The organism is uncultured Methanobrevibacter sp. (genome assembly GCF_946184425.1).
Classification (GTDB): domain Archaea; phylum Methanobacteriota; class Methanobacteria; order Methanobacteriales; family Methanobacteriaceae; genus Methanocatella.
Genome location: NZ_CAMHFP010000003.1, coordinates 1 through 17,830, shown reverse-complemented (window position 1 = coordinate 17,830; position 17,830 = coordinate 1). Strand labels below are relative to the sequence as shown.

The following is a 17,830-nucleotide window of genomic DNA, read 5'->3' as shown; positions in this document are numbered from 1 at the left end:
ATAGTGTATTCTAATCCAAAAAATATTTATCGCAAACACCCAATCGGAATAACTTTCACTCCATCAGCTCTAGTGTAGGCAAGTTCACCACCAGTAATCACTGCTAGAAAACTTGGCTCTTCCAAATCAATTTTTTTGTTTTCCACACTTTTTTTAATCAATTTTTTTAGCTTAAGTAAATTTTCTGCTCCCTTATCGATTTCACGGTTGCCCAATTTAAACTCTATTAATGCATATCTTCCATCATTTAGATATATGACACAATCCGCTTCAAGGCCACTGTCATCATTGTAATATAACACTTCGCCATTGACTGAGCTTGAGTAAACGAGCAAGTCACGTATGCACAGGTTTTCAAATATGAATCCGAATGTTTCAAAATCTTTAAGCAACTTTTCAGGTGTTAGGTTTAGGCTTGCCACAGCTATTGATGGGTCAATGAATTCTTTTTTGTATGATTTTCTCATGGTATTTGCTGATCTGATGTTTGGTGACCATGCAGGAATATTTTGGATAACATATAACCTTTCAAGAGCATTAATATAAGAATTATAAGTGGGTGGTGAAATATCTTCATATTCTGTTTTTATATCTTTCATTAGTGTTCTTTTTGTTGCCAATGTTGATATGTTTCTAGAATATGATTTTAGAATAGCTTTTACTCTTTGAGGACTGCGTTTAACCCCATCCACCTCTGAAACATCACTATTACATATTATATCAATATAATTTGATACAATGGCCAATTGCTGTTTTTTTGTTTTTTTGTTTAATGATTCTGGCCATCCTCCTCTGCAAGCGGCAAATATTAAATCAGGTATTGTTAATTTTGATGTTATGCCATCAATGTATAAATCTTTATCATCAAATAAGTCCATTAATGAAATTTCACCGGTGGATTCTCCGCTTTCATATAAACTCATCGGGCGCATTACTATCCTTTTTATTCTACCTGCACCATTGTGGGCGATTTTACTACCATCTACTGTTGATGATCCAGTTAAAATATATAATCCATCCTCATCTGATTCATCTACCAAATACCTTACAGCACCCCATAGTTCTGGTGCCATCTGCCACTCGTCAATCAGCATTGGTTTTTCACCTTTTAGGAGTTCTATTGGATTGGTGTCTGCAAGTTTTAAGTAAGATTTTCCATGAACAGGATGTTGTAGTTCCTTTAGGCTTTTACATTGTTGTTTAGCTGTTGTTGTCTTACCACACCACTTTGGACCAGTTATTAGTACAGCACCCATATATTCAAGAGATTCTTTCAGTTCCTGATCAGTATATCTTGGTAAATATTTTTTCATATTAATCACTTTTTTATATTTTTCACCAGTTTTATTTTATACTTTTCACCAAATTTATTTTATACTTTTCATCATATAAATTTTATGTTTTTCATCAAGTTTGTTTTATACTTTTCATCAAGAATACTCCATTGTAAAATTATGGATTTATAAGATTTTTTGAATATTATTTTGATAGCATTCAACACATGCCAAATGCTATCATTACTATATCAATTAGCCTTCATTAACCATGTTTATGATGCCTAAAAGTTCTTTTTTCAAACCTCTCATCTCCTCCATTTCATTTCTCATGCTACCTACTTCTAATCTTAAGGATTCATTTTCTTTTTCCATTTGAATGAACTGAGGTGATTTGATGGATAGCTTTTCAACATCAGTATTGATTGTTACTGCTGGTAGATGTTTTATATACTCATACTTCAAATCGTCAGGGTTGGTCATGAAATATGCTGCATCTGTTTTGTTTTTGGCCTTACCCTGCAAATCATTGACCTTATCCAAACTCATGCCACTATTATACAATGCTGATGCATGGAACTTGCGGAGCATATGGCTTCTGAACCTTCGATACTTTCCAACCCTTCCAAGGCCTAAAGTGTCATTGATCATCTCAAATGATTGCACCATATATGTCCTGCTAATCCTAAACAATGGACTTTCTTCAGTTAGAGGTTTATCACGAAGCAACAGATATGCGTTAATGGCCTTTACAGCTTCAGGACTGCAGTATGTGATGTAATACTTGTTTGTCTTTTTCCTCAAAATACTGAAGGTCGGAACAACATCATCAACACCATTGAGATAATCGATTACATTAAATATCCATATCCCTTTTTGGTAGATATTCAGATAATGCCTCAATGTAATCTCCAATTGTCAGACTCAATGTTTCTGTTCTCGCACAACCGCTGGAACATGAAAACAAAATTATAGCTTTCATTAAAGGAGAAGCTATTTGAAAAGCCTCTCTTATTACTGCCTTATCCGGCAAATCCTTGAAATATATCGGAGCTGGCTTTTGAATGCTTTTTTCATTAATTTTAGGCAGTGACAATATCTCTATGTCATAGAATTTATAGAAATATTTAATGCAGTTCATCTCTTTTCTGACAGTTCCTGGAGCATAATACTGATACATATAATGCCTATATTCGACTAATTTTGCTTTTAATCGACTGTGTTTTCATCTTCTTCAGCTTCATAAAGAAGATCTTTTAAGCTCATACCAAAATACTCGCAGTACTTTCTCAGCGAAAGCTCATAGCTAAAAAATGTGCCCTGCGCATGGTTGCAGCTTATTGAAAAATTTTTTAATAGCTCGTCATTCATCATACTTAACACCTTTATTTTTCATAGGTATAATATCTTGAGAGAGAGCGGTTGAATACTAATAAGTATCAGAACTTTTGAAACTGTTCGTATAAAACAAAACTATATATACAAATACTCCTAAAAATATTATAAATTCATAGTCGAAATTATGGATTAAATAAAAAAAAAAAAACAAAGTTGTGATATATATGAAAGCAAACGCACAAAAAATAGCTGAAGGAGTATACTGGATAGGTGTGCTCGATTGGGACTTAAGAACATACCACGGTTACACTTTAGATGGAACTACCTACAATGCATACATTGTATTCGGTGAAGACGAAGTTGCAATTATTGATAATGCTTATCCTGGAAAAACCAAAGAAATGATGGCTCGTATCGACGATGCATTCGCTCAAGAAGGAAGAGATGTCAAAGTTGACTACATCATCCAAAACCATGTTGAAAAAGACCACTCAGGTGTTTTAGTAGACTTACACAAAAGATTCCCAGAAGCACCTATTTACTGTACCGAAATTGCAGTAAAAGGATTGTTAAAACACTACCCTGCACTTGAAGGTGCTGAATTCATCACTGTTGGAACCGGTGACAGTTTAGATGTTGGTGGAAGAACATTAGCATTCTTAGACGCATTCTTATTACACTGGCCTGACAGCATGTTCACCTTACTTGCTGATGAAACCGGAATTTTATTCCCTAACGATGCATTCGGTCAACACTTATGTTTCACCCAAAGATTCTCAGATGAAATTCCAGAAACCATCTTAATGGATGCTGCTCAAAAATTCTATGCAAACTTAATCACCCCACTTTCAAAATTAGTTCTCAAAAAATTAAATGAAGTTGTTGAATTAGGTTTACTCGACTCAATTAAAATGATTGCACCATCCCACGGTCAAATCTGGACTGATCCAATGCAAGTAATCGGAGCTTACCAAAACTGGGCTACCGGTGTATGTGAAGATAAAATCACTATTATCTACGACACCATGCACTACTCCACCCAGCAAATGGCCCATGAAATTGCTGAAGGTGCAATGTCTGAAGGATACGATGTGGAAATGTTCTTCCTGCACGAAGACGAAAGATCTGAAATAGTTAAAAGTATCTTAACCAGTAAAGGAGTAGCTATTGGAGATCCTACCATCAACGATGTACCATACCCAAGTATCGGAGACATCATGTACTACTTGAAAGGATTATTATTCAACAGAACTGGTATTGAAAGAAAAGCAGTAACCTTCGGTTCCATGGGTGGAAGAGGAGGAGCTCCTGCTAAACTCGCTGAAGAATTAGCTACCTGCGGATTCGACATTGTGGACACTCAAGAAATTTACTTTGTACCAACCGCTGATGAAGATGATGCAAGTTACGAGTTAGGTAAAAAATTAGCTCAAGCATGTAAAGAGTTATAAACTCCAAAATGTAAATTATATATTGCAATAAAGAGGTAGATATAATGGTAAAATACGAACATGAAATTGGAATTACCAAAGGAACCCCTGTAGAAAAATTCGTAGCAGGAAACTTTGAAGGAGAAACCAACGAAGTAGGTATATATTTAGCTATGTCCAGACAAGCTTCCAGAGAAGGATATGGGGAATTAGCTGAAGTATTCAAAAGATTAGCATGGGAAGAAGCTGAACATGCTGCAAGATTCTGTGAAATGAACGGAATCATTAAAGATGACCTCAAAGCTAACATCGAATGGATGATGGGTGGAGAAAAAATGGCAAATGCAGAAAAAAGAGAAGCTTCTGAAAAAGCTCAGGAAGCTGGTATTGAAACTGCTGCTGATTTCTTCAGAGAAAGTTCAAAAGACGAAGGTCGTCATTACAAAATCTTAGAAGGAATCTTAGAAAGATACTTCTAAATCGAAAGAATTTAATTATTCTTTCACACTTTTCTTTTTTTAAAAAATTCATAAATAAAAAGATAATTATAATTTTATTATTTAAAAATCAGTTCTTTTTGAAAAAAAATTATAGTCTTAGAGCAATTTTTATAAAAACCCTGCAATAAGACTGAATACAATAACCATTGCCAGAACTGCAGAAACTGAGTTAACAATCGGCTTGTACTGATTTTCAGGTAGCCTATAACTCAGTAAAATCTCAAGCATATATCCTCCGTCAAGAGGTTTTATTGGAAGTATATTGAATAAACCTATTCCGAGATTCAATGTAAATATCCACTGGAAAAGCTCTGCAATACTGAACAGTATCCATGGAATGGAACCCATTGAAGTGTCCTTAAGCACAAAGTGTTTTGAAGCCTGAATACCGAAAAATCCGACAGATTCATTGTTTGGATTTTTGCCAAGCCCCACATTAAAAGTGCCCTGATCCGTTTTTACCGATACATTATCACCCGGCTTGAATGATGATACAATATTCATATATGACTCGGAATCGTTAATGACTTTATTGTCAATGGCCTGCAATACCATCCCTTCCTTTAAAATACCTTCAGAAGGTGAATCACCAACAATCCTATTTACTTCAATTCCGTTTTCATCAAACAGGTGAGGTATTTCATAAGAAACCCCAGAGACTACAAGAAGTGCAATCAATGCCAATGTTATATTAGCCATTGTTCCTGCACCATAAACTCTCAAACGTGACATCCTACTGGCCTTTTTCAATTCATCCTCATCAGGTTCAACAAAAGCTCCCGGAAGAATTGCAACCAAAAGTAATCCTATGGATTTGATTGGGATCTTTTCACCAATGGACTGGATACCATGCGAAAATTCATGAACAACCAATACTGTAGCTAATGCAATAAAACCTGATAGAAATGGGACATATATTGGAGAACCGGGCATTTCCACACCAGGAAGTATGATAGAAACACTTGGTGTGTCAAAAACCGTTTGAAGGGAACTAATCAGTATCCATGTCATGGCTACCATACCAATATAACACACAACAATTCCCAAATTCATGTACCATTTCCAGAATTTAGGAGAAAAATTAGAAATTTTTGAAATTAATCCTCTCAGCCTTTCAGTTTTCCACATTATGACAGGGAAATTAATTTCAAAACCATGATTGGTTAATTTACTTTTCAATGTTAAAGCCAATACCCAGATAACGGCAAAAGCTATCAAATAATAGTAAATACCATTCATTAAAATACACCTTTAACTACCAAAGTAATGAATTAAAGAAGACAACGTTAACTAAATCATCCTTTTGATATCCTTCATCATTTTCGTCAATGATGATATAGCTGTTTGCCTCAACCATTGACCTAATAATGCCAGAACCTCTATTGAGTACATGCTTTGCATGATTCTCATCTGAAACTGCACGGATGAAATCAGTCCTTCCAAGCTGTGAAGGTATCTTAAGCTGAGATACTCTTTGCACTACATCAAAATCAAATGACCTTCCCTGCATTTCAAAAAGATATTTTCTAGCAAACATGTCAAACTGACTCATGGCCGCTACAGGCTGACCTGACAGTGTAAATACCATTGTATCATTAACAAGCCCAGCACCAGCAGGTTTACCTGGCCTGATAGCTACCCCATGAAAGAGAATTTCTCCAAGATCATCAACAGCATCTAAAACAACATCTCCCTTACTGATAGCTGTTCCACCTGTAGTCATCACAACATCATAATCCTCAGTCGCTTTTGATATTGCAGATTTTACTTCCTCAAAACTATCCCCTGCATGTGTAATATCTGCAACAGCTCCTGAATCTTCAACCATTGCCTTAATAGTAAACTGATTAGAGTTAATGATTTTTGCCTTATCGATTTCCTCTTTGGTCGGTTCAACTAGTTCATTTCCTGTTATGACAATCATGACTTTAGGTTTTTTATATACCTTGACCATATCATAACCTGCAGAGGCAATCAAACCCATTTCCTGATATCTGATAAAAGTATTTTTAGAAAGGATTTTTTCACCTTTCCTGATATCTTCAGACTTTGGACTGACATTTTCGCCAGGAGTCACCTGAGAGTAAATTGTTAAATCATCACCATCAGTAGTTGTATACTCCTTCATGATAACCGCATCAGCTCCATCAGGAATAGGAGCTCCGGTAGCTATTACAATAGCCTCATTTTCACCAATGGTTTTAGATGAAAAGTCCCCTGCACCTATAGCATCAATAATTTTAAATTCTTTAGGAGCGGACTGTGATGCTCCAAAAGTATTTGTACCTATTACTGCAAAACCATCCATTGCAGATTTATCGAAAGGTGGAGAATCGTGAAATGCCATAATATCTTCAGCCAAAACCCTTTTATGAGCTTCAGCGATAGGTATTTCTTCAACATCAGTAGTTTTTATATGTTCATTGACTAATTTTGATGCATTACTTAGAGACTCCAATTTAGATAAAAACATGCCAATACTCCCCCAATTATTTATGCCATGTATTGTTCAATTACACCATGATATGCATCATTTAAGTCTTCATAGCTGAATTCATGGTCATTTACATTTAATGATGTGCCTTTAACTTCACCAATGACCTGTACATCAACATCAATTTTTGATAAAATCTCATCCAATGCATCAGCTTTAACAGTTACCAGGTATCTGCCGTGGCTTTCTGAGTACAGCAATTGAATTTTATCCAATTCATCATCTTTTAAGTTAACTTCACATCCAATTCCGGATTTGATAACCATTTCTGAAAGTGCTACAGCAAGACCTCCAGCTGATACATCGTGAACGGCAGTAATATTTTTGTCTGCATCCTCATCAATTAATTTCAATACAGTTTGACCGTTAGCGAGTTCTTCATCAATTCTAATTCTTGGAGCAGTTCCTTTTTCAAGATTATGAATAGTTCTGTGATATTCTGATCCTGTGAGTTCATCATAGGTCTTACCTATTAAAAGGATTTTATCTCCTTCATTTTTAAAGTCCATAGTTCTGATGTTTTCAATCTTTTCAACACCAATTACTCCAACGGCAGGAGTTGGATTGATTTTGATTCCTTCAGTTTCATTATAGAAACTTACATTTCCACTGATAACAGGTGCATTGAATTTTTCAGCAACAAGACTCATACCTTCAATAGCTGTTTTAAATTGCCAGAGTATTTCAGGTGTTTCCGGATTTCCGAAGTTCAAACAGTCCACAACTGCATAAGGAGTTGCTCCCATTGAAATCACATTCCTTATTGCTTCTGCAACACATCCTGCAGCTCCATCGAATGGAGACAGTTTTGTGTGAATTGTGTTTGAATCTGTGGTAAGTGCAATAGCTGTATCCTCATCTATTCTTAAAACCGCTGCATCATCTCCAGGTTTTACAACAGTCCTTACCTGAACTTCATGATCATACTGTTTGTAAACCCATTCTTTTGATGCGATATTTGGACTAGCCAATAATTTTGGTAATGATTCATAAACACCAGGTTCCTTAAGCTCGATTTTTTCTGTATCTTCTGGAATTTCAGCAACAGGTCTTTCGATTGAAGGTGGGTCTGCAAGCAAAATTGTTGGCAAGTTAGCGATTTCTTCCCCTTCATCGGAAATGATCATATTGTTTCCCTCACGAACTTCACCGATTACTGCAGAAACGATTTCGTGCTTATCACAGATTTCCTGGGCTAATTTGACATCATCAGGATTTATGACAAATACCATCCTTTCCTGGGATTCTGAAAGCATGATTTCATATGGAGTCATTCCTGTTTCTCTTAATGGAATTGAGCGTAAATCTACAAATGCAGCATTGTTTGACTCGTCTACAAGTTCTGATATGCAGCAGGTTAATCCGCCACCACCGAGGTCCTTTACACCGCTGACATCGATTTTTTCCAATATCTCTAAAGAAGCTTCCAAAACTCTTTTTTTAGTGAATGGATCAGCCACCTGAACAGCAGGCCTATCTTCAGTTTCAGAATCAGAGGTCAACTCTTCGGATGCGAATGTTACACCATGGATTCCGTCACGGCCAGTTGTTCCACCCATTAATAAGAATACATCACCGATATTTGGTGCCTGTCCACGAACGATATTTTCCTTTTCGACAAGGCCGACACACATTACATTTACCAATGGGTTTGTTCTGAATGATTCGTCAAATTCTATTTCTCCTGCAACGGTTGGAACTCCAACACGATTACCGTAATCGGAAATTCCTTTTACTACATGTTCAAATAGGTATTTTGATTTTTCATCTTCGATTGGTCCGAATCTGAGTGAATCCAAGAGTGCTATAGGCATTGCTCCCATTGAAATAATATCTCTTAATATTCCACCAATACCTGTTCCTGCACCCCCATAAGGTTCAATAGCTGATGGGTGGTTGTGTGATTCCATTCCTACAGCTAATGCATATTTATCAGTTACGCTTACAAGTCCTGCGTCGTCACCCGGACCTAAGATAATATTTTCCCCTTCAGTTGGAAATGCTCCAAGGAACCTTCTGCTGCTTTTGTATGAACAATGTTCTGAAAACATTACATCAAGCATTCCTTCTTCGAGCTCATTCATTTTCCTTCCGAGGATTCCTTCAATATATTCCATTTCAGAATCTGTTAAAGTCATTTTAACACCCTTAATCTTTTATGGAGATTACAACATTTTCTCCTTCAATATCCCATTCTTTTGTATAAATTTCAGAATCTTTGTTGCAAGGTTCAGTATCAGAAATTATCAGACTTCTGGCTCTGATTTCATGAGAGATGAATTCAGATTGAGGTACAATCAAGTCTTTGAATTCTGCTGATGTTTCAACACTTACATCAATGTTTGCTTCAACATCCAAGTCCAAATCTTTTCTCATGTCCTGAACTCTTCTTATAAGTTCACGTGCCATAGCTTCCTGCTTGATTTCAGGAGTGATGTTTGTATTTACAAACACATTTCCGCCGTCAAACTCTGAGGAAACAAAATCATCCGGAAGTTCTGAGTCAAACAATACTTCTTCAGAAGACAATTCGATTCCTTCAATTGTAACACTGCCATTGGCTTCAAGGTCTGCTTTGATTTGATTACCATCAGCCATTTTTAAACCTTTAACAACTTTGCCCATGTCTCCTTTGAGTTTTGGTCCAAGGATTTTAAGGTTAGGTTTTGCATTGTAGGATAGCTTTTCAAACTCATTAGCACATAAAACATCTTTAGTATTGGATTGATCTTTAATAATGTCTTTTAAATCTTCAATGGCATTCAATACATCTCCATCTTCAGATACTACAGTAATGTCTGATACAGGCCATCTGAGTTTGTATTGCGCCATATCACGTGCTTTGATGGATGCTTCAATTACATCACGAACAACATCCATTTTAGCTTCAAGTACACTGTCGATTGCATCGTCATCATATTCCCAGTCAAGCATGTGAATGCTTTCCGGAGCTTCAGGGTTTACTCCTTTTACAAGGTTTTCATAGATTTCTTCACAAACATGAGGTGCAATTGGACATAATACCTGAATCAGTTTGACAAGTGCTGTGTATAAACTGTAATAAGCTCCAAGCTTGTCAGGATCATCGCTTTCAACCCAGGTTCTTCCACGAATAAGCCTTACATACCAACGGCTTAGATCTTCCAGGATGAAATTGTTGATTTTACGGGTTGCCTTGTGGAAGAATAAGTTGTCCAAATCTTCAGCAACTTCCTTAATCAGACTGTTAGCTTTTGAAATAATCCATTTGTCTTCAGCTCTTAAAATCATGTCATCTTCATTTAATCCGACTGGGTTGAAGTTATCAAGGGACATGTAGGTAGTTGAGAAAACATATACATTCCATAGGATGTTGAACATTTTATTGATGTTTAGGAGTTCTTCCCATACGAATTTTAAGTCGTCCCATGGTTTTGAAGCCCATAACAAGTAGAATCTAAGCACATCTGCTCCGTATTTTTCTATTACCTCTTCAGGAGCTACAACATTACCTAATGATTTTGACATTTTATTTCCATGCTCATCCAAAACAAATCCATGCATCAATACTTTCTGATAAGGGCTTTGTCCCATTGCAATTACCCCGGTTCCGAGTTGTGAGTAGAACCATCCCCTGGTTTGGTCGTGCCCTTCAGTGATAAAGTCATATGGGAACCAGTCCTGGAATTTTTCCTTTTCTTCAGGGTAGTATAATGATGCCCATCCTGCTACACCGGAGTCAATCCACACATCCAATACGTCAGGAATCCTTTTGATTGAAGTTCCACATTTGTCACATTTTACTTCTACCTCATCCACATATGGTCTGTGGATAAGTTCTGAATCGCTTACGTTAATTTCATTTAATGACTCTTCTTTTAGCTCGCTTAAAGAACCAATTACCTTTAGTTCTCCACAATCAGGACATTCCCATATAGGTATTGGAATACCCCAGTATCTTTGCCTTGAGATTGTCCAGTCACGTGCATTGTCTACCCAATCATGGAACCTACCTTCACCGGCCCACTTAGGAATCCATTCTACCTTTTCAATCTCATCTAACATCTTTTGCTTGATGTCAGTCACTTTAAGGAACCATTGTTTGGTTGCACGGTAAATAATAGGAGTTTTACATCTCCAACATACTCCATACCTGTGTTCAATGGTTTCTACACGATACATTAAGTTTTTAGCTTCCAAATCTTTGATGATTTGATCATTTTCTTCTTTTGTGAATTTACCGTCATACTTACCCGCATCCTCAGTGAAACATCCGTCTTCACCTACAGGACAGAATATAGGTAAACCATTAGCTTTACCAACTTCAAAATCGTCCGGACCGTGCCCCGGTGCAGTGTGGACCAAACCGGTACCTTCACCAAGCTCTACATGGTCACCAGGTAATATTGTATGAACTTTATCAATTTGAGAGTCAAATTCCATTTGCTTTGGAATTTCATCTGCCAAAATATAATCATAAGCAAGACCAATTAAATCTTCACCCTTAACTGTTTTGATTATTTCATACATCACTTCTTTTTCTTCTATAATTTGGTCTTCTTCATCCTCATTTTCAGCTGGGATTTTGGTTCTGTGGATTTTGATGCGTTTTCCCAATACGTCTTCCATCAGATTTTCAGCCAAAATGTAAGTTTCACCATCTTTTGAAACATAAACATAATCAAATTCAGGATTTGCACAAATTGCAAGGTTAGCCGGCAATGTCCATGGAGTGGTGGTCCAGACAAGGAAATATGTATCTTCTTCGCCCTGAACCGGGAATTTGATAAATATGGACGGATCCACTTTTTCTTCATATTCAATTTCTGCAGCTGCAAGAGCTGTTCCACAATGAGGACACCAGCTAATGACTCTTTGGTCATTTAAAAGTAAATTTTGTTCATTTGCCCTTTTAAGCATCCACCATGAAGATTCCATGTATTTAGGGTCAAGTGTCATGTACGGATCATCCCAATCCATCCAAACACCTAACTGGTCAAATTCCTGTTCCATTGCAATCTTATTTTCAATTGCAAACTCCTTACACTTATCAACGAATTTGTCGATTCCAATGTCTTCCTCAATTTCCTGTTTGGATTGAATACCCATGATGTGTTCAACCTTATTTTCGATTGGAAGACCATGCATATCCCATCCTGCCTGTCTTCTTAAGCTGAATCCATTCATTGACTTGTATCTGAGATATGAATCTTTGATTACCTTGTTCCAGGCTGTTCCCAAGTGGATTTTACCACTACAGTATGGTGGGCCATCCAAGAATGAGTATCTAGGACCTTTTTCTCTAAGTTCATTTACTTTTTTGAAAGTTTCCTCTTCTTTCCAGAATTTCTGAACTTTCTTTTCTATTTTTTCATGATTGTATGATTTTTCTGCCTCTTTTATTGGCATTGTAACTCCTCATATAATTAAAATTAATATAGGTAAATAAAAATTTATAATATATATCTTTTTGTTTTAGATAATAAATAAAGGTTATGGGATTTTTGAATATTTTAAAAATAAAAAAGATTTTTGATTTAATTAAATTTAAAATTCATGGGTGAAAGTGATATCCAACTCTAAAAATACATATAACACTAATTTAAAATATTTAAACATGGGATTTTATAGAAAATACAACACAATCATAAGAACTATTGACAATCTTGTGAAATTATACAAGGTATCCAAAAAAGATTCTAAAAAATCTAAAGAGGATAAAAAATGAGAATTATATATGTAATTGACTTTAACTGCCCATATTCATATATTGGACTTGAAAGGATTAAGAAAGCCGTGGCAAAGTTAGATTTAGATGTGGAATGGGAAATGAGGCCTTTTGAACTTGAACCCGAAGCAGGCAAAAGACCTACATCAAGCACTACAGAAATTTATGCAAAAAAACATGATTTATCCGAAAAAGAGGCATCAGAAAAGATAGATGAAATAGACAAAATTGCTTCTGATGATGGCTTAAACATGAATTACAAGGATATGCAGCTTACAAGTTCCAAAGATGCACTAAGGTTAACAAAGTTTGTGGAGAATAACCATCCGGAAATTACTTTAGATCTTGTAGACAAAATATTTTATTCAAATTTCGTTGAAAATGAAAACCTAGCAAAAAATGATGTTCTGACAAAAATTGCAACATCTTGCGGATTGGAAGAAAATGAAGCTCGTAAAATAATAGAAAATAATTATTATAATATAGAAGTATTTTTAGATATGGAAGAAGCGCTTTCAAATGGAATAACAGCTACACCATGCTTCATATTAAATAAAAATGGGGAAAGACTGATTATTCCAGGAGTATTTTCAACCGAAGAATTTGAAACCGCTCTGAAAGATCTTGAAAGCGGTGAGATGAAAGACAAAACATTCATCTAAATATTGATTTTTATTTGTTTAAAGTATAAATAGCTTTAAACAAAATATTAAATCTAATGATTTTAAATAAAACCACCAATAAACAAATTTGTATCAATATTAAGTATGCTAACACTTTTTTTAAACGTTTTAAAGGATTGATGGGGAAAAATAATATTGATTTTGCATTGATATTCTGTAACCTGAAGGACTCTGGAATACATACTCATTTCATGAGATTTGATATTGATGTGTATTTTCTAGATGAAAATAAGATTGTTTTTGAAAAAGCTACATTAAAACCATGGAAATTCCATAGACCAAAAAAACATGCAAAATACATTTTAGAAACAAAAAAAGACTTGTTAAAAATAAAAATAGGAGATGAATTAGAATTTATCTAATATCTCTTGTGGATTTTCAAATATTTTAATATTGTCAATACTTTCCAATTTACGGGTATTTTCAATATCGATATCCCTCATATAGATTGTTATGATTTTTCCTTCAGATATTGCATCATTCGGACATGTATTTCTGCACAGACCACAGCCGATACATTTTGTCAAGTCTATCTCTTCATGAGGAATAATTGCGCCCTGTTCGCATGCAAGCGCTGCGACACAATCATCACATCCTTCACATTTGGACAATTCGATTTTTGAAGGAAGCACTGTATCAATTGGTCCCGGATGAATGTCAACTGGCACCATATAAACCGGTACTGCCCCTTTTCCAGCCTGTGCAACCGCATTGGTTACTAAAGTATCAGCTATTCCATAAACTATTTTTGAAACTGTATTTGCTGTAGCAGGTGTTACTATTAACAGGTCATATTTACCTAAAGATAAACGGCCAGTAATTGGATATGAAAATTTTTGGTTTGAATCAGTGGCAAGTTCCCTATACTTTCCACCAGTTATGCGTTCAACACGTTCATAAAGCCCATACATTTTAAGGACTTCTTCAGCCGCACCTGACAGAAATACAGTGACTTCATGTTCTCCGGCTAACTTTTCAGCCACTTGCACTGATTCCCTAAGTAAATGACCCGCTCCAGTAAATGCAAATCCGATTCTCATTTTAATCTATAATTGATGATATTGATAAGCATCTCTGTCTGAGAATGCATAATCAAGTTTTGTGTATTGGTTCATGAATTCAGCAACTTCAGAAGCTATATCTTCCTTATCAACTGCTACACGTTTGATAAATTCAGCAACTTCATCCATTTCTTTTTCTTTTAAACCTCTTCTGGTTATTTCCTGAGTACCTATTCTGATACCTGACGGATTATCGGAGTTGTCCCTGTCATCACCAGGTAAGAGATTTTTATTTAGAATAACGTTATTGTCAGCCAATTCTTTTGCAATGTCTGATGCTGATCTTATGTCTGACAAGTCCACTGCAATTTGATGGGATTTGGTGAATCCTAAATCTTCACACAATACATTGAATCCTCTTTCATACATTGCCTGACCTAATGCCTGTGCATTTTTAATTGTTTGTTTTGCATAAGCTTCTCCGAATTCTAACATTTCAGCAGTTGCAATACCTAATCCCAATAAATGATGCAAGTGGTGGTTACTTACAACACCAGGGAATACGGCATTGTCTATGACTTCCTCATTTTCTTTGTGGGAAAGGATGATTCCTCCTTGTGGACCAGGGAATGTTTTATGTGTACTTCCCATCATCAAGTCTGCCCCTTCTTTTAAAGGTTGCTGGAATTGGCCTCCTGCAATAAGACCTAATACATGAGCTCCATCATACATAATTGTAGCTCCCACTTCATCAGCTGCTTCACGAGCTTCTTTGATTGGGTGAGGGAATAAGAATAAACTTCCACCGAATAAAACAATTTTTGGTTTTTCTTCTAGGATTTTTTTGTTCATTGCATCAATGTCAATATTCATGATATTTTGATCCAATGGGTGGAAAACTGTTTTTAAACCACGAATACCCGCAGCACTTACATCTGCGTGAGAAATGTGTCCTCCAGAAGGAACTTCCAAAGCCATTACCTTTTCACCAGGTTTTGCAAAACCAAAAAATGCTGCAAGGTTTGCTGTAACACCAGAAACCGGTTGAACGTTTGCATAGTCACAGTCATATACTTTACATGAAAGCTTTTTGGTCATGTCTTCGACTTGATCCACATATTGACATCCTTCGTAAAATCTTTGAAATGCCTGTCCTTCTGCGTATCTGTGTGCAAAATCAGTTGCAACAGCTTCTGTCACTTCTACACTGGTAACATTTTCAGAAGCAATCAGGTTGATACTGTTTCTCATATATTTAGTATGTTTCTTTGCAATCTCTTCAAATTTTAAAATTTCTTCATGATAATTAGCCATTCATTACACCTAATATCCAATTATATATTTATGATTTAATTTTTGTTTAACATCTAATATAAGAGTTATGTAAATTAGTCCCAACCTAAAATATATTAAAAAAACAGATTTGATAATTCACTCAAAGAATTAATTTTAAAGTGAGTGAAGAAAAACATGATTAGCTATACTTTAAATCTATTTTTAAAAATAAAATCACATAAACGAGCAAAATAAAAGCAATCGCCAGAAACAGTATCCCAAAAACAAATATTGACATTACACCTAACCCATCAACTAAAAATCCTCCAATAGCAATTCCAATTGCAATACCTCCATTAAGGACACTTAAAAATATCCCATTTGCAAGCTCAGGACTTTCCGGCAGGACTGAAGTTTCAATGTACTGGATAAGATTATACCCCATTCCATCCAAAATTCCAAAGACCATGAATAAAATCAGGACAGGTATCAGATAATCTGCAAAGAGAAACAAACCTAAAAATATCAATGTGCATACCAATTGAAAAATGATTAATGTGGTCTTATCATTAATGACAATTAGTTTTCCACCCAACCAGGTTCCAAATATTGAAATCAGCCCATAAGCAAATAGGAAAATACTCAATTTATAAGTGTAAACATGACTGACAGTTTGCAAAAAGTAAGGCATGTAGTTATAAACGATACTGGCCCCAATTGGCATCATAATAATTCCGATTGTTGCTAAAATAAACTCCTTAGATTTAAGGGATGACAAAGGTATTTCTAATTTTTTAGATTCACCTGAAATGTTAGGGAAAAATACGGCTATTAAAATTAATGTGACCAGATTTATCAAAAAGATCCAGGTCATAGCCAACTGATAACCGAATACCGTTCCAATCCCTGTAGTTATTGGAAGACCAATTATACTTCCAACAGAAATTCCAAGCAATATTTTTGTAATGTAATCCTGTCTCTCACCTTCAGGCGCTATTTCCTCACAGAATGTCAATGCAACTGATATGAAAGCTGGATAAAATACTGCAGACATGATTCTGAAAAATGATGCGACATAAATATTGTCTGTAAAAATAATTACAATATTGGCAACTGCAAAAATCGATAGAATAGAAACAAATGTTGTCTTTCGGTTGAATTTTGAAAAAAATATAGGTATGAAAAGACCTGAAATCGCAATTGTAAACGTGAATGAGCTTACATAAAGACCGGATATCGCAATTGATGTGTTGAAATATTGTGAAATTTGTGAAATAATACCAATAATACTTAATGGAGTGTTAATACCCAATGTTGATAGCATTAAAATATATAAAAGTATTTTGGGATTGTTTTTCATAGTCGTGTTCCTCATTAATAACAATAGTTATATATAAATGATGAAAATAACCAAATCGTGCATTAAACTTAAAAAAATTTATAATCATTAAAAATGTAAGTTAGAACGAAATCGAACTCAACATTATCAATAAAAGAAATCATTTAATAATAAACACTTATTTGTACAGTCGTAATTTTACATTTAAAATTATATAAAATTTTTGTTACATATAAGTGAAAGAAAAAAGTCTACAAGAGAAAAATCTAATTTTTTAAAGTAATTGGTTTACATTATGAAAATGAATAAAAAAAGAAAAAAAAGAAATAGAGAAATTAATCTCTAAATCTATTTACCTATGTCTTCAAGAGCAGCACTGATTTGTGCCATAATTTGCTCGGTTTTGAAGTGTTGTTGGTTCATTGCACCAGATGGACATGCACCTACACAAGTTCCGCATCCTTTACATAATGCAGTGTTAATTTGTGCGAATTCTTTACCACCTACACCGGTTGCGATAGTAATAGCACCGAATGGACATAATTCAACACATACTTGGCATGCTCCACAAACGGTTTCATCGTTGGATGCAATAATAGGTTCGATTTCTACTTCTCCTTTAGCCATTGGGATAGCTGCTCTGGATGCTGCAGCTGAACCTTGTGCTACGGAGTCAGGAATATCTTTAGGACCTTGTGCTACACCAGCAATGTAAACACCGTCAGTTAAGGTGTCAACAGGTCTGAGTTTAGGGTGAGCTTCCATGTAGAATCCGTCTGCAGATCTGGA

At 35.4% G+C, this 17,830-nt stretch carries 16 protein-coding genes; 4 read left to right on the top strand and 12 right to left on the bottom strand.

The features are described 5' to 3' along the window. Positions 1-26 precede the first annotated feature (26 nt). The 4 genes from Q0P94_RS00800 to Q0P94_RS00785 all read right to left on the bottom strand — a co-directional run bounded on the left by Q0P94_RS00800 (position 27) and on the right by Q0P94_RS00785 (position 2,645). Entirely contained in the window at positions 27-1,313 is a 1,287-nt protein-coding gene (locus tag Q0P94_RS00800; RefSeq protein WP_295112536.1) for an ATP-binding protein, read from the bottom strand. Between the two features lie 216 nt (positions 1,314-1,529). After that, positions 1,530-2,177, bottom strand: a complete 648-nt coding sequence (locus Q0P94_RS00795; protein ID WP_295112533.1) for a tyrosine-type recombinase/integrase — start codon at positions 2,175-2,177, stop codon at positions 1,530-1,532. Next, entirely contained in the window at positions 2,131-2,454 is a 324-nt protein-coding gene (locus Q0P94_RS00790) for a hypothetical protein (RefSeq protein ID WP_295112530.1), read from the bottom strand. Before Q0P94_RS00790 ends, Q0P94_RS00795 begins: the two co-directional genes overlap by 47 nt. 29 nt (positions 2,455-2,483) lie before the next feature. After that, entirely contained in the window at positions 2,484-2,645 is a 162-nt protein-coding gene (locus tag Q0P94_RS00785) for a hypothetical protein (protein WP_295112527.1), read from the bottom strand. A 191-nt stretch (positions 2,646-2,836) separates the two neighbouring features. On the opposite strand from Q0P94_RS00785, the gene Q0P94_RS00780 reads away from it, so the two are divergent. Together Q0P94_RS00780 and Q0P94_RS00775 are read left to right on the top strand one after the other, a co-directional pair. Beyond that, a complete protein-coding gene (locus tag Q0P94_RS00780; protein WP_295112524.1) occupies positions 2,837-4,063 on the top strand; it encodes an FprA family A-type flavoprotein in 1,227 nt (408 codons plus the stop codon). 44 nt (positions 4,064-4,107) lie between these two features. After that, the gene (locus tag Q0P94_RS00775; protein ID WP_295112521.1) at positions 4,108-4,521 is read left to right on the top strand and encodes a ferritin family protein; all 414 of its coding nucleotides are present in this window, start codon (positions 4,108-4,110) and stop codon (positions 4,519-4,521) included. 129 nt (positions 4,522-4,650) lie between these two features. Here Q0P94_RS00775 and Q0P94_RS00770 read toward each other — a convergent pair whose 3' ends face one another. Genes Q0P94_RS00770 through ileS form a run of 4 tightly spaced genes read right to left on the bottom strand, consistent with a single transcriptional unit; the run spans position 4,651 to position 12,424 of the window. Then, positions 4,651-5,781, bottom strand: a complete 1,131-nt coding sequence (locus Q0P94_RS00770) for a site-2 protease family protein (protein WP_295112518.1) — start codon at positions 5,779-5,781, stop codon at positions 4,651-4,653. Between the two features lie 16 nt (positions 5,782-5,797). Further along, positions 5,798-7,015, bottom strand: a complete 1,218-nt coding sequence (gene glp / locus Q0P94_RS00765; RefSeq protein ID WP_295112515.1) for a gephyrin-like molybdotransferase Glp — start codon at positions 7,013-7,015, stop codon at positions 5,798-5,800. Positions 7,016-7,035: 20 nt separating this feature from the next. Next, positions 7,036-9,174 (bottom strand): phosphoribosylformylglycinamidine synthase subunit PurL, encoded by a 2,139-nt coding sequence (purL, locus tag Q0P94_RS00760; RefSeq protein WP_295112512.1) that lies wholly within the window; start codon positions 9,172-9,174, stop codon positions 7,036-7,038. Positions 9,175-9,184: 10 nt separating this feature from the next. Next, on the bottom strand, positions 9,185-12,424 hold the full coding sequence (ileS, locus tag Q0P94_RS00755) for an isoleucine--tRNA ligase (protein WP_295112509.1): 3,240 nt from the start codon (positions 12,422-12,424) through the stop codon (positions 9,185-9,187). Between the two features lie 315 nt (positions 12,425-12,739). On the opposite strand from ileS, the gene Q0P94_RS00750 reads away from it, so the two are divergent. Then, the gene (locus Q0P94_RS00750; RefSeq protein WP_295112506.1) at positions 12,740-13,405 is read left to right on the top strand and encodes a DsbA family protein; all 666 of its coding nucleotides are present in this window, start codon (positions 12,740-12,742) and stop codon (positions 13,403-13,405) included. 140 nt (positions 13,406-13,545) lie between these two features. Then, on the top strand, positions 13,546-13,788 hold the full coding sequence (locus Q0P94_RS00745; RefSeq protein ID WP_295112777.1) for a DUF192 domain-containing protein: 243 nt from the start codon (positions 13,546-13,548) through the stop codon (positions 13,786-13,788). Here the strand turns inward: Q0P94_RS00745 and Q0P94_RS00740 are convergent. The 4 genes from Q0P94_RS00740 to Q0P94_RS00725 all read right to left on the bottom strand — a co-directional run. Further along, a complete protein-coding gene (locus Q0P94_RS00740) occupies positions 13,774-14,466 on the bottom strand; it encodes a dihydromethanopterin reductase (acceptor) (protein ID WP_295112503.1) in 693 nt (230 codons plus the stop codon). The genes Q0P94_RS00745 and Q0P94_RS00740 overlap by 15 nt on opposite strands. A gap of 6 nt (positions 14,467-14,472) precedes the next feature. Beyond that, complete coding sequence (glyA, locus tag Q0P94_RS00735) at positions 14,473-15,741, bottom strand: serine hydroxymethyltransferase (RefSeq protein WP_295112501.1); 1,269 nt, start codon at positions 15,739-15,741, stop codon at positions 14,473-14,475. Positions 15,742-15,901: 160 nt separating this feature from the next. Further along, positions 15,902-17,077 (bottom strand): MFS transporter, encoded by a 1,176-nt coding sequence (locus tag Q0P94_RS00730; RefSeq protein WP_295112498.1) that lies wholly within the window; start codon positions 17,075-17,077, stop codon positions 15,902-15,904. Between the two features lie 312 nt (positions 17,078-17,389). Next, on the bottom strand, positions 17,390-17,830 hold a 441-nt coding region (locus Q0P94_RS00725), incomplete at its 5' end, for a 4Fe-4S binding protein (protein WP_295112495.1).

Excerpts from the sequence above, each read along its gene's own strand:
- Q0P94_RS00800 (WP_295112536.1), bottom strand. The coding sequence starts at position 1,313 with ATGAAAAAATATTTACCAAGATATACTGATCAGGAACTGAAAGAATCT.
- Q0P94_RS00790 (WP_295112530.1), bottom strand. The coding sequence starts at position 2,454 with ATGTATCAGTATTATGCTCCAGGAACTGTCAGAAAAGAGATGAACTGC.
- Q0P94_RS00785 (WP_295112527.1), bottom strand. The coding sequence starts at position 2,645 with ATGAATGACGAGCTATTAAAAAATTTTTCAATAAGCTGCAACCATGCG.
- Q0P94_RS00780 (WP_295112524.1), top strand. The coding sequence starts at position 2,837 with ATGAAAGCAAACGCACAAAAAATAGCTGAAGGAGTATACTGGATAGGT.
- Q0P94_RS00775 (WP_295112521.1), top strand. The coding sequence starts at position 4,108 with ATGGTAAAATACGAACATGAAATTGGAATTACCAAAGGAACCCCTGTA.
- Q0P94_RS00770 (WP_295112518.1), bottom strand. The coding sequence starts at position 5,781 with ATGAATGGTATTTACTATTATTTGATAGCTTTTGCCGTTATCTGGGTA.
- glp (WP_295112515.1), bottom strand. The coding sequence starts at position 7,015 with ATGTTTTTATCTAAATTGGAGTCTCTAAGTAATGCATCAAAATTAGTC.
- purL (WP_295112512.1), bottom strand. The coding sequence starts at position 9,174 with ATGACTTTAACAGATTCTGAAATGGAATATATTGAAGGAATCCTCGGA.
- ileS (WP_295112509.1), bottom strand. The coding sequence starts at position 12,424 with ATGCCAATAAAAGAGGCAGAAAAATCATACAATCATGAAAAAATAGAA.
- Q0P94_RS00750 (WP_295112506.1), top strand. The coding sequence starts at position 12,740 with ATGAGAATTATATATGTAATTGACTTTAACTGCCCATATTCATATATT.
- Q0P94_RS00745 (WP_295112777.1), top strand. The coding sequence starts at position 13,546 with ATGGGGAAAAATAATATTGATTTTGCATTGATATTCTGTAACCTGAAG.
- Q0P94_RS00740 (WP_295112503.1), bottom strand. The coding sequence starts at position 14,466 with ATGAGAATCGGATTTGCATTTACTGGAGCGGGTCATTTACTTAGGGAA.
- glyA (WP_295112501.1), bottom strand. The coding sequence starts at position 15,741 with ATGGCTAATTATCATGAAGAAATTTTAAAATTTGAAGAGATTGCAAAG.
- Q0P94_RS00730 (WP_295112498.1), bottom strand. The coding sequence starts at position 17,077 with ATGAGGAACACGACTATGAAAAACAATCCCAAAATACTTTTATATATT.